12 protein-coding genes are annotated in these 13,148 nt (G+C 33.6%); 5 read left to right on the plus strand and 7 right to left on the minus strand.

Features of this window, described 5'->3' with window-relative positions:
* Positions 1 to 126 precede the first annotated feature (126 nt).
* From CLOCL_RS14925 to CLOCL_RS14940, 3 genes are all read left to right on the plus strand, one after another.
* Positions 127 to 582 carry a hypothetical protein gene (locus CLOCL_RS14925; protein WP_014256125.1) on the plus strand — a complete coding sequence of 152 codons (456 nt, stop codon included), beginning with the start codon at positions 127 to 129 and terminating at the stop codon, positions 580 to 582.
* Between the two features lie 22 nt (positions 583 to 604).
* Positions 605 to 1,543 carry an ABC transporter ATP-binding protein gene (locus CLOCL_RS22620; protein WP_014256126.1) on the plus strand — a complete coding sequence of 313 codons (939 nt, stop codon included), beginning with the start codon at positions 605 to 607 and terminating at the stop codon, positions 1,541 to 1,543.
* A 1,061-nt stretch (positions 1,544 to 2,604) separates the two neighbouring features.
* Positions 2,605 to 3,822, plus strand: coding sequence for an IS256 family transposase (locus tag CLOCL_RS14940; protein WP_014256128.1), 1,218 nt, complete (start codon positions 2,605 to 2,607; stop codon positions 3,820 to 3,822).
* Between the two features lie 354 nt (positions 3,823 to 4,176).
* Here the strand turns inward: CLOCL_RS14940 and rsfS are convergent, their stop codons facing one another.
* The 7 genes from rsfS to CLOCL_RS14975 all read right to left on the minus strand — a co-directional run bounded on the left by rsfS (position 4,177) and on the right by CLOCL_RS14975 (position 11,453).
* Complete coding sequence (gene rsfS, locus CLOCL_RS14945; protein ID WP_014256129.1) at positions 4,177 to 4,512, minus strand: ribosome silencing factor; 336 nt, start codon at positions 4,510 to 4,512, stop codon at positions 4,177 to 4,179.
* A gap of 42 nt (positions 4,513 to 4,554) precedes the next feature.
* Entirely contained in the window at positions 4,555 to 5,139 is a 585-nt protein-coding gene (locus CLOCL_RS14950; RefSeq protein ID WP_014256130.1) for a LytR C-terminal domain-containing protein, read from the minus strand.
* Positions 5,140 to 5,215: 76 nt separating this feature from the next.
* The gene (gene yqeK, locus CLOCL_RS14955; protein ID WP_027621859.1) at positions 5,216 to 5,797 is read right to left on the minus strand and encodes a bis(5'-nucleosyl)-tetraphosphatase (symmetrical) YqeK; all 582 of its coding nucleotides are present in this window, start codon (positions 5,795 to 5,797) and stop codon (positions 5,216 to 5,218) included.
* A gap of 24 nt (positions 5,798 to 5,821) precedes the next feature.
* Complete coding sequence (gene nadD / locus CLOCL_RS14960; RefSeq protein WP_014256132.1) at positions 5,822 to 6,442, minus strand: nicotinate-nucleotide adenylyltransferase; 621 nt, start codon at positions 6,440 to 6,442, stop codon at positions 5,822 to 5,824.
* A 7-nt stretch (positions 6,443 to 6,449) separates the two neighbouring features.
* Positions 6,450 to 7,412: an ROK family protein gene (locus CLOCL_RS14965; protein ID WP_014256133.1), complete on the minus strand. Its 963-nt coding sequence runs from the start codon at positions 7,410 to 7,412 to the stop codon at positions 6,450 to 6,452.
* A gap of 154 nt (positions 7,413 to 7,566) precedes the next feature.
* On the minus strand, positions 7,567 to 9,396 hold the full coding sequence (locus tag CLOCL_RS14970) for a family 43 glycosylhydrolase (RefSeq protein WP_014256134.1): 1,830 nt from the start codon (positions 9,394 to 9,396) through the stop codon (positions 7,567 to 7,569).
* Positions 9,397 to 9,749: 353 nt separating this feature from the next.
* A complete protein-coding gene (locus CLOCL_RS14975) occupies positions 9,750 to 11,453 on the minus strand; it encodes a GH3 auxin-responsive promoter family protein (RefSeq protein ID WP_014256135.1) in 1,704 nt (567 codons plus the stop codon).
* Positions 11,454 to 11,697: 244 nt separating this feature from the next.
* Here CLOCL_RS14975 and CLOCL_RS14980 point away from each other — a divergent pair, with 244 nt between their 5' ends.
* Positions 11,698 to 12,135 (plus strand): hypothetical protein, encoded by a 438-nt coding sequence (locus CLOCL_RS14980; protein ID WP_027621863.1) that lies wholly within the window; start codon positions 11,698 to 11,700, stop codon positions 12,133 to 12,135.
* Entirely contained in the window at positions 12,095 to 13,129 is a 1,035-nt protein-coding gene (locus tag CLOCL_RS14985) for a hypothetical protein (protein WP_027621864.1), read from the plus strand. Before CLOCL_RS14980 ends, CLOCL_RS14985 begins: the two co-directional genes overlap by 41 nt.
* Positions 13,130 to 13,148: the final 19 nt, after the last annotated feature.

Consider the following 13,148-nt stretch of genomic DNA (forward strand, 5'->3'; position numbering starts at 1 on the left):
CATAATGTTTAATTAAATTATAATATTAATATGTAACAAAAGAAAAAATAGTACTATTGCAGGAGATAAAAACATTGATATAATGTAATTAAATGAGCATTACTATAACTTAGGGAGGTATCCTTTATGGAAAAAATACGAATAATAAGAGAACTTAAGTTGCACGATTTCGAATTATATAAATTGAGAGAAGGTTTTTATGGTAAAGTAATATGTTATATGCTATTTATAGATTATAAACGCCCAAGTACCCTTAAAGATTTTCCAATATTAAAAAATATAGAAGATGAAAAAACTTTTGGCAGGAGTAATTACATTAAAGTGCTTTTTATTTCAGATAGAGAACTTAATGAAGAAGTTAAAGATGAAGTTATTAGTATTGCAGGTGGATTTTTTGAAAACAAAGATGACTGTGATTGGAATTGTTTTTTTCAAACAACAAATCACGCTAATTTTATTAAGTTATTAGAATCTAAATCAGATTTATTAAGTTTTTTTGAAGAAATATTAAAAGAACTCGGATTTTGTACCGATTTATCAAAAATACTGCCTGAAAAGTTTAATTATCTATCTCAGGACTAGAATATTTAAGAAGGTGTTGCTTTTGGATATTAATTTAATAAACATTTGTAAAAAGTATGGTGATTTTGAAGCTTTAAAAAATATTACTTTTGATATAAAGAAAAATTCTATTACTTCTATTGTTGGTCTTAATGGCTCTGGAAAGACTACATTGGTTAAGTGTTTGTCAACATTGCTTATTTTTGACAGTGGCGATATCGTTTTTTTTGGTGAAAAGTTTACGTATAAAAATTATAAAAGATTTAGAAGAAATATCTCACTACTATTAGATGCTTCACATAATCTTTACTTAAACTTAACTTTATTACAAAATATAAAATATTTTTTAGAACTACATAAATCTTCATTTAAATCAAAAAAGTCTCTTGTAGATTATTATTTAGAATTATTTTCATTGCATGAACACAAAGATAAACTTGTTTCATCTTTATCAAAAGGAATGCAACAAAAAACTGCTTTAATTATTGCATTATCACAAGATAGTAATTTAGTTATTTTAGATGAGCCAAATCTAGCACTTGATTTAGAAACATTAGATTTATTAAAAAAGATTTTAAAAAAAGAATCTATTAAAAAAACTATTTTATTAACAACACAGGATATAAAACTTATTGAAGATATTTCAGATTATCTAGTAATTTTAGATAATGGAAAATTAAAATTTAGTGGCAAAATGGAAAAATTTTACTTGTTATTTGATAAAGCTACTTACACTTTTTATTTAGATAGGGAACTTTCAAACAAAATAAAATCAAAATTAAGTGTTTTAGGAAGGGATGTTAAATTTATAAACACAATTATAAAAGGTAATTTCAAAAAACACGATTTTGATAAAATATTAAGTATATTAAAGGAAGATCAATATAAAGTTTTGGACATTAAAATGCATGGAGATTTTGAAAATAATATACTTAAAGTTTTAGATGATGGGAGTAATAAAAAAAATGTTTCAATTATTTAAACTAAGTCTGTTAAAACAATTTTGGGAAATAAAAAACAATAGATTTCGTTTAGTTTTTGGTGTATTTGCCAATATATTTTTTGTTGTGTTTTTTTATTATAACATTGCAAAAAAAATAGTACAAATATTTTAGGTATCGATTATCTTACTTTTATATTAATATATGCTATATTATGGCTAGTATTATCTTCTTTTTCTCACACTAGCAATATAGTTGTAAATGAAGCCAAAATAGGAACTATAGAACAGTTAATTATTTCTCCGTATGGAATAAAAAACATAGTTTTAATAAGACTAATTATCCAATCCTTAATATCTATATCTTTTATCACTGTGGTACTATTAATATCTAATATATTAACTCAAAATATGTATAATTTACATATTGGAACTTTTATAATTACTATTACAATAGGAATATTTAGCCTATATGGTATTGGGCTTATTCTTACTAGCATATCATTACTTACAAAAGAAATAAATTTATTATTAGCAATAGTAAAGATAGCTGTATTATACATAATAATAAAATTTGATGCTAATATTTTAATACCTTTTTCATATGCAAAAAGCATACTTACTGAATTAATCCTAAATAACAAAAGTTTATCTGTATATCCGTTAGGTTATTTGATAATGTTTGTACTAAATTCCCTTTTATTTTTTTTATTTGGTGTTTTTTGTTTTAAATATGTTGAGAAAATTGCGTTAAAAAAAGGCAATATTACTGGATATTAAAACAATGATACTATAATGGAAATATAAGTATCTGATTGATAATTAAATTAATACTAAACTAAATGTATCAAAAGTTTATCAATGGAGATTTAAATAATGGATTAATTAAAAGTTTTAGAACAACTTATAGAGAGATATTTTGATTGTTAGTGCAGTTGTTATGTTAATAATTAGTGATAGTGGGTCACGAAAAAATTAAGCTTAGTTAAAAGTTCAATGACTTATAAATTCAAAGAGAATGTAACAAATTTTGTGTATGAATGAATAATTAAATTCCTTCTTGGCAAGAATTACAAACAATAAAAGCTAAGGAGGAATTTTTTATGTCAACATTATCAAAAGAACAGATAAAAGCAATAGTGAAGGGAAATAATTTCCAAAGTGTGACTGATGTCACGAACTATCTTAAAGACATTTTTAAAGACATTTTACAAGAGCTTATGGAAGCTGAATTAGAAGAAAAGCTTGGTTATGCTAAGGAAGAACGTAGTGCAAAAAATACCGACAACTGTAGAAATGGTTATTCTACTAAGACTTTAAAAAGTGAATTTGGAGAAGTTGAGATTCAAATTCCAAGGGACCGTAAAGGAGAGTTTGAGCCTAAAATTATACCTAAATATCAAAGAAATGTTTCCGGCATAGAAGAAAAAATAATATCTCTATACGCAAGGGGCATGTCAACCAGGGATATTGGAGAGCAGCTAAAGGACCTTTATGGAGTGGAAATATCTGCGGAAATGCTTAGTAGGATTACTGACCGTATTATTCCTGAAATAAAAGAATGGCAACAAAGACCCTTAGAACCTATATATACATTTTGTTTTATGGATGCCATTCATTATAAAGTAAGAGATGAAGGAAGAATATGTAATCGTGCAGCCTATGTGGTTATTGGTGTTAATGTTGAGGGATATAAAGACATACTGGGTATATGGATTGGAGAAAATGAATCATCAAAATTCTGGCTTGGTGTAATGAATGATCTTAAAAATAGGGGTGTACAGGATGTAATGCTATTTTGCGTGGATGGACTTACAGGACTGAAAGAAGCTATAAATGCTGCGTTTCCTATGGCAGAAATACAAAGATGCATAATACATCAGCTGAGAAATTCTTTTAAGTATGTGCCATACAAAGACCTAAAAGCATTTAGTAATGATTTCAAAGAAGTATATCATGCTATTAATGAAGAAATAGCATTAGAAAAACTTTATGAACTTAAAGAAAAGTGGGGAAAGGAATATCCTTTTGCAATACGTAGTTGGGAAAATAACTGGGATGTTATAAGTCCATTTTTCAAATTTCCAGAAGAAATACGAAAAATAATTTATACTACAAATATAATTGAAGGACTACATCGTCAGTTTCGTAAGGTCACAAAAACAAAAACAATATTTCCAACAGACAGTTCACTAGAAAAGATTTTATATTTAGCATCAATGAATGTAGTAAAAAAATGGACACAACGTTACAAAAACTGGGATAGAGTACTTAGCCAATTGGTAATCCAATATCCAGGTAGGCTGGAAGAGTATATTTAAGAGCATTCACCCCCACCGCCCTCAAGGGCTCATCCTCATCGCCGGATGGGCTAGACCTCACAAAATTAAAAATATAGGTTTAAAAGGCTAATACTGACCATTATAAATGATTATTGCCAGATTTAATCAAGTTTATGTATAAAACTTAACAAATCCGGCAATAATATATAATGAAAAGGCAATAAAAAACAATATTCTGTAAACCTTGTCAACTAAAATTTACTTGCTAAAGAAGGATTACATAAATTATGATACACAAAATTACTTACATTCCCCATTTTTTAATAATCACTTTACTTTTCATAAAAACTTAAATTATAAATATTAGCTTTATGAAGGTTTGAGACAAAATATTTAGCGCTGTATAACTCCATCGGCCCATAATCTCTCGAGGTTATAAAATTCTCTGTCTTCCTCATGAAAAATATGGACAACCACGGAATTATAGTCAAGAAGAATCCACCTTGCGCTATTGTACCCCTCTTTTCTCAGTAATTCCACATTCATTTCCTGCATTTTTTCTTCCACCTCATCGGCAAGAGCCTTAATGTGAACAGTGGAAGTACCGCTGCAAATTACAAAATAGTCCGCAATAACTGTAAGCTCACTGATATCTATAGTTTTTACATCTTTCGCTTTTTTGTCATTCAAAATCTCTACAATTTTCTCAGCTAAAGCCTTTGAATCCAACTAACTCCACCCTTTCCTATAATTATCTCATATATAAAAAATTTAATAATCGTCCCCAAGTATCACCACAATATCAAACCTTGAATCAGGATCAATTTCTTTCCTGACTCTTCTTATGTTAATCAGCTTGCCAATTTCCTCACCCGGAACATTTTCCTTTTTTTCTATTATAACCGAATTTACACGCTTTAAAGACTTATCGTTTCCTGCGCTTACAGTAAATCCATTTACTTCAAGTACCGCCCTCACCTTTTCAGAAAGTCCTGTTTTTTGGGAATGATTTATTACATTTACGCATATACCTTTATTTCTGACTATTGCCTCGCCAATTTCTCTGCTTGCTTCATCACTAGATGCCAGGGATGCATTTGCCACACTTGCCACTTCAGAAATTTCATTTTTGGTCTCATTAACTTTTGAATCATCTTCAGGAACCAATGCATCACCTTTTGCAATCAAAGCAGTAGCTGTCGGCTGCGCAATCACTTTTTTGGAGTCTACGGAAAAGACAGCATTACGTATCGTAAGCAGTGCTATTACTGCCACCGTCAAAAGACCCGTTGATAAGATTACACGCCTAAAGCTCTTTATTCTTATCCTACCACGTCGCTTTTTCTTAGCTGCCATAGTGTCATAAACCTCCATAACTCCCAAGACACTAAATTTAAGCAATCCCCGGCTGTATTCGGACTATCCTGAAAGTTTATAAAATTTCTTTTTCCCTATATGAATTAATAATGAAATTCCATGTATCAATAGTATCAATTTGAATAAGTCCTCTTTTTTCAACCAAATGCCTTATGATACCCATTAACGAAACAACCATTCCCTTGTCAAGATCCTCAAAAACTGCCTCCCGTACTTTATCCACACCGGGAAAATCTCTTCCCGGTTCAATATAATCTGCCAGAAATATTATCTTATCGAGAGTACTCATGTTCTTGCGCCCTGTAGTATGACAGTATATGGCACTGAGAATCTCCTCATCCTCTATACCATACACTTCCCTTGCAACAATCGAGCCAGCAGGCCCATGCAATAACTTAGGCTGCATCAAAGAAATATCATCCATTTTAATATTGTTTTGCCTGCATATCTTTAAAATATCTTCAACTGCCATCTCCCTGGCACAATCGTGAAGCAAACCGGCCAATTCAGCTTTCTTTGCATCAACCCCGTATTGCGCCGCCAATTTTACGGCAGTTTCCATAACCCCCAACGAATGTTTAAATCTTTTTGGAGATAAAACTTCTTTCAGTCTGTCGTGTATCTGCTGTATTGTCATATACATCATTTCCTCTTTATCAGTCTATTCTTTGTAAAGTCCATTTGACTCTATATACTCCTCCACAGATTCAGGAACCAGATATTTTATTGACCTTCCTTCTTTTATCCTTTCTCTTATTTCTGTAGAAGAAATATCTATCAGCGGAGCATCAATAAAGTGAATTTTCACACCATAAGCATCTCTCAGATATTCCATCTGTTTATAAAACACTTTTTCATCATTTCCCGGTCTCAAAACAGCAATAAACTCGCAAATCTTAAAAACATCCTCAAAACTTCTCCATGTTAGCAAATCATTTAAAACATCTGCACCAATTATATAATACAGATTTGTATCCTTTCCATAGGTTTCTCTCAATTTTTTCAGAGTGTCTACAGTATAGGTATAGCCCTCACGGTCCACTTCAATTCTTGACGCTTCAAAGTAAGGATTCCCCGCTACCGCTCTCTGAACCATATCGAATCTTTTTTCTGCACAAACAACACTTCCCAAATTTTTATGGGGAGGCATTCCTGAAGGAATAAACAATACCTTGTCCAGACCAAACTTGTCCCTTACCGTCTCAGCTATAATCAAGTGGCCTATATGTATAGGATTAAAGGTTCCTCCTGAAATACCTATTTTTTGAACACTGTTCTTCACTCCATCACTACCCTTTTTTATCCTTAATTACGGCCAGAGCGCCATAGATAATAGCATCATCTCCCAGGCTGCTTTGCGCTATTTCCGTTCCACTTAACAATGCGGGAAGTGCAAACCTTTTGAGATATTTTTTCAGCAGAGGCATTACATAATCTCCAAGAGATTCCAAAACGCCTCCTCCCAGTACCACCATGTCAGGATTGAAAATATTTATAAGGTTTCCTGTGCCGGCTGCAAGATAATATATAGCATTGTCCATAACTTCCAAAGCCACACTGTCTTCGGCTTCTATTGCATATTTCAGCGCCTTGCTTTTAATAATGGAATCTTCATCTAAGAAATCTTTCAGTACAGTCTTTCTCCCTCTTTGAATTTGAGCCCTTATTTCCCTTGTTATTGCAACTTTACTGGCATAAGCCTCAAAACATCCCCGCTGACCGCAGTTACAGTAAGGGCCCTCGGTATTTAATACCATGTGTCCCAACTCACCGGCATCATATCTTTTACCCGTAAAAAGCTTATTGTTTAATATAAGCCCACCGCCAATTCCGGTGCCTACAAATATTCCCACAACATTTTCCCTATTTGCAGCAACTCCATATTTCCATTCACCAAGCATTCCCAAGTTTGCGTCATTCCCTATGTAGAACGGAATATCAAACTCATTTTCTATAACTTTTTTCAAATTATAGTTTTCCCATGGGAGATTTGGTGCATATATAATTTCACCGGTTTCATCGTTTATAACTCCCGGTGCACCCGCAGCAATCGCCTCAATTTCTTTTTTATCAGCACCCAACTCTTTCATCAGTTCATCGATAACGCCGATTATTCTCTTCTCAATTTCTTCTATTCCCTTATTGGCCTTGGTCTTTTTTTTAACCCGGAAAACTATATTGTCCTTCTCGTCCAAAACAGCTCCAAGTATCTTTGTACCGCCAATATCAAGGCAAATATATTTCTTGCCCATTTTACCCTCCCTATTTTTTGAATAACGAGCAAGCAAAAGAGTTTAATTGTTTTATAATAATGATTGTACATAAAATTTAGCCAATCTTCAAGAAATTATTATAGCCTATTATCACAAACAAATTCGACTTTTTGCAAATCATTATTGGTATTTTTTACAAAGCAGTATTGGTATAAGGAAGAGTTTTTAGCATACCCAAAAGATATTTTTTCAGCAGTGCAAAGTCAATTGAGTTTATACTGCCATCCATGTTCAGATCCGCGGCTTTTTCCCAGTCATCCGACAGCAATTCACCGGACATGCCAAGCAATATTCTTTTCATAAGTGCATAATCAATAGCATTAACAGCCTTGTCTCCGTTTAAATCGCCGTAAATAAAGTTTATGGGATCAGGAATGTCGGTTGGTGGGATATATATCTCAATTCTTCCATCAGCTACCGGTATCCCGAAATTGGGTGTACCGTCATCATTCCAGTCCACTCTTTGAGCACGGGTATGCCTGTTTGGGTCATATAAAGGATCTCCTATTATATTTTTGTAATTTCTTGCATGGTATATCATTATATCCACTTTTCCGTCCGGTGAAGTTGTAAAGGAATTATGCCCGGGTCCATATTGGCCTGTGGAGTCATTTGATTGAAAGACAGGACTCGGAGACTTCTTCCAGGAATTTGGATCCAACAAATTACTTGTATCAGATGCGGTCAACAACCCCATACAGTAATTGGAGTCGGTTGCACTGGCGGAATAAGTTATGAAAATTCTTCCGTTCTTTTTTATAACCGCCGGGCCTTCATTTACTTTATACCCCACCTTTTCCCAAGGATACTCCGGTGTTGAAATCATAACCTGCTTACCGGTTATGGCAAAGGGTCCGTTCATTTTTGCTATATAAATATTGCTGTTGCTGTCTATATTCGGATCCTTTTGAGCCCATACAAGATATCGGACTCCATTATGTTCAAAGGTGGTTGCATCCAAGGTAAAGGACTCCCAATTGGTCTTCAGCTGACCCCTCTCAATCCATGTTCCGTCTATGGGATTTGAATCGGCGCATTCAAGTACATACAAACGAATATCAAATTTATTGCTGGAGGTTCCTGCAGAAAAATAGATATACCATTTTCCCTCAATAAAATGTATTTCAGGGGCCCATATATGGCCACCCATTACACCGCTTGAAGGCCTACGCCATATTGTCTTTGGTGTAGCCGATGCAAGTCCCTGTATAGTCTTTGCCCTTCTAAGTTCTATCCGGTCATACTCCGGTACGGATGCTGTCATATAGTAATAGCCGTCAGTGTGTCTGTAAACCCAAGGATCGGCCCGCTGTATAACTACCGGATTCGTTACAATAACTGCCCCTTCCGGTTCGTTGGGATCGGGCAGCACAACCGAATCATCAAACAACCGGTAAGTGGCATCCATTCTGTCAAGATCGGTTACAATTTCATCTATTCTCAGTAATTTTTCATAATGTCTTATATATCTGGTTGGATAATTGTACGACTGAAAAGAGATACATGAAGTGTCGGCCAGGCCCTGAACCACTTTAAAAGTTGCATCGGCCGCAAAAATGCTGCTTCCGTCGTTCTTTTCAAGCCTGAGCTTGTAATCGTAATGCCTTAAATAATAGCCCGGATAATTTACCGATTCTATGGATACATATCCCTCACCCTGATTGGCAAGCCCTTTAACCAGGCGCCACTGTGCATCCTCTTCCGGGCTTACCTTTTCATCTATCCTTGCTATAAAATTGTTGTGTCTTATGTACATACTTGGGTAATTATAGGACTGAAGCCTTATTTTGCTAGTCTCCGAATCTGTTGACAAAAGCTGCATTGTTCCCATCGAATTATATCCATCAAGCATCGTGTTAAAATCAACAGCAAGAATAATTTCTGCCGAAAAGTTAATTGTGCAGCACACTAAAGCAGCTGTCACCATAACCAATACACAGATTTTTACCAGTCGTTTTTTCATCATCCTACTCCTTTCCACAGGCATAAATATATTAAACTGAAAAATTTACTCTTTAGAATTTTTGCTCAACAGGTTGAGGAGCATTACTTTTCTTCAAAGAGGAATAAAATTAATCCTACTGGATTTTCATTTTCTATTTATAATAATACCAAATTTAACTGCTTTTTGGTGAAAATAAATTCTTGTAATCATAAATTATTATACCGGGAAACTGTTTATCGAAATGTAAAATCAAAGAAGTATCAACCTCCATCGATTTCTAAGTATTTCACCACTTTTGAAATATAAAAAAACTCCTGTAGATTATTAAATTTACAGGAGTTTTGTCCATGCTTACTTTTTTCATTACATTTCTAAGAAATTTTAATATAGCTTTTTACTTCTGCACTATATGTATTACTCTTTAGAAAACTTACCAAATCATCTCTATTAACAACCCTGGGAATTTTAACTTGATTTCTTGATGCACCCTTTGATACAAGCAAGACTTTCAGAGAATCAAAGGTTCCGGGCTTTACAAGTTCCAAAGATACATGACCGATTTTCATTGATTTTCTAAACTGTTCATATCGCGGATTTGCTATGCCAAGCTTACTTTCAAGTATTTTTTCAACTTTGTTTTTATCCAATTTCTCAATATTATTAACTTCGACAAAAAAAACATATCTTCCCGGTGAGATATCAATATCAGCCACAACAGTATAATCTATAAGTTCGATTCCCAAGTGTTTAAAAGTTTCGATAGTAGCCTGATGAACTGCTTGTTCTGAAGTCTTTTCCGCATTTATACTTATCAATTGATTTTTCCTATACAGGAATTCAAATTCAGGAGTTTTACCGCAATAGCCTACAACTTTGACAACATCACCCAGCCTATAGCGGTAAAATCCTGCATTATTTGTAATGACCACTTCGTATTTTTCTCCAACTCTCAATTCTTCCAAATTGTACGTGGTTATGTTTTCAGCCTCCCAATCATCCTCATGTATGAATTCATAATACACACTTTTAGGTGCTGCTACATATGTAGCTTTATTCAATCCAAGCTCCACTCCGATTAATCCCTCAGTTGCAGCATATGTACCGCAGTATATAGGTAAATCCAAAGTGTATTTCTTTACCTTTTCCAGGTACATTTTAAATCCCGCTCCGGAAACACTCCATATAAAAGCACATTTAGGCCATATCCTGGTTACAATTCCTTCCATACCTATTTTAAACTCTCTTTCCAATTCCTCAGCCCTTTTCGGATTGGGCTTTATCTTTTTTTGAAGCTTATTTCTCAAATCATCGGACAAAAGAATTTTTTGGCTAATCTTCCCCTCTCTAATATCTTCTACAAGATCAGCCCATTTACTTTCAAGGCATCTCAATAAATCAAGGATTGATGGAATGAAAGCAGCAGATAAATACATTAAATTTCTATCCATAAGTGCAAAAAGCAAGTGAAGATAGTTTACATCAAATTTTTCACCTTGCTTGAGGACTTCAACAGGTGTTGTCCAGATATATGTAAATATTTTCTCCATAGACTTCATTCCTCCAGCAGTCCCGGCACATATGGGAATCCCCCCTTCAGTCTTCCCTGAACCACGCATTCCAATGAGGTTAAGCCCACGTCCATAGGTCCATTTGTTTGAAAGATTTTCATACAAAACACCCTGGGTTAATAATCCCATATATCTCGAAATTGCTTTACGGGAACTCTTAGTCACCGGTATCAACTTTTGGTTGCCCGTTGTACCCGATGAAACTCCAAAATATTCTACTTTTTCTGATGTAAGAACATTTTCTTCGCCTTTTGCCATACGTTCAATATACTCTTTATAATCTTCATATTGGGTTAGGGGAACCGTTTTTTTAAACTTCTGAGGGGAATCTATTGATTGGAAATCGTATTTCTTACCATACGCTGTACCGGCATTTTTCTTTATAATTTCCATAAGCAACTGATCGTTCTTTTGTGCAGCACATTCCAAATCTTTTTCAAAACTTTTTTTATAACTTTGTGCAACCTTTAAAAATCCATAAAGCATTGCTTTCAAAATTATCTCCAAAGTAGTCTCCTCCCGTCTTTACTTTAATGCAACAAATTCGAATATCTATTATACAACTCAGTTTCAATTTTGCAATATTTTGGGAAATAAACTATAATTTTATGATGAAATTCCTCATAATGTGAGGGTTATTAGACTTCTCCAAAACAAAAGTCCCCCGGACAAAAACATTGTATTCCATATTTTTCCGAAATATAGATATAATAGATATGTGGCAATTTTTTCATTCCAAGAGGATTTAATTATGAATCGAAAATTTATAACTGCGGCAACAGTGAGCCTTTTACTAATCGTTTCCTTTTTCCTCACAACTGCCTTTGCAGACGACTGCAATCTAGGCAGAACACCCGATGGCGTATATCCAATGGAAAATAAAGATGTTGTAATGGTGTCGGAAGACATATTGATTGAAGTTGAAAAAGGACTTGTAGAATGCAAATTTGAATTTAAAAATACAGGAGAAGAAAAAGATGTTTTAATGGGATTCCCGGCTAAAATGGAGGACGACGGAAATAACATAATTGAGGAAAATCTGTATTTTAAAGACTTCAAAGCCTATGTGAATAACAAAGAAATACCAGTCAATACCGAAAAAGGAGTTAAACCTATTGATTTAAAAGACTCAACCTATCCCTATTACAGTGAATGGTATACCTTCAAATGTTCATTTTGCAGCCGGTGAATCAAAGAGTATAAAAAATACATATAAAGTAGAACCTATAAGTTATTCGAACGGTGATATCCTGTCCGGATATATATTAAAAACCGGAGCCTTCTGGAAAGATACAATAGGACATGCAAAAGTAACTTTTGATTTAGGAAATATTAAACCTTATGAAATAAGCAGGATTTTCCCCTTCAGTATGAAATATGAGGGAGAAAACAAACTTGTATGGGAAAGAAGCAACTTTGAACCGGAATTCGATCTGGAAATTATGTACAATAAATATCGTTATGACATTGATACATTGCAAAACCAGGATTACATTGACAAAGAATCTCTTCAAGCTGCTATCGACGAAGTAAAAAAATTTGAAGAACTAAAAAGCAAATTGGCCGGAATGTCAAAAGATGAACTTATGAAGCATTATACCAGATATTTAGAAGATGAGAAAATCGGAATAGCAAAATATATCCAAAGCAAACTGCCTGAAAATCCAACTAAAGGAAAAGGACCTGTAATCAAGGAAATTTCTGTTAACGAAGGTATGATCAATTGTATTGCTGAAAATGAAAATAGGGATTATGCCGTTGCAAAGCTTAAGGTTACCCATACTGAAAACGGTGTGAAAACAGTTGATTACGATGATTCGCTTGATGTAAATTACTTGTCGGGCAAATCACAAATTAATCATGGACTATATATTGATCTGTCAACGGATAAAAAGTATGATATCGAATATCTTATAAAAGATTCCTATGGTAATATGGATGTAAAAAAAATCAAATATCCCTTTGAACAGGATGAACAAAACGGCACAATTTTCCCGGAATCAAGCGGTGAAATTTCAAATGACGCAAATATTCCTGAAACAGAGGAAAATATCACAAATGACACAAGTTATCTATTACCGGAAATTAATTATGATGACGGCACAAATAAAATAAAAATCTCTTTCGTAGCTGAAAAACGCAATCAAAATATAATTTTACTGTTTGTTAATGCATTCTCTTAGCAGGGCTGTTGGTAGCTTT

Origin of the sequence: Acetivibrio clariflavus DSM 19732 (genome assembly GCF_000237085.1) — a bacterium.
In the GTDB taxonomy this organism is placed as follows: domain Bacteria; phylum Bacillota; class Clostridia; order Acetivibrionales; family Acetivibrionaceae; genus Acetivibrio; species Acetivibrio clariflavus.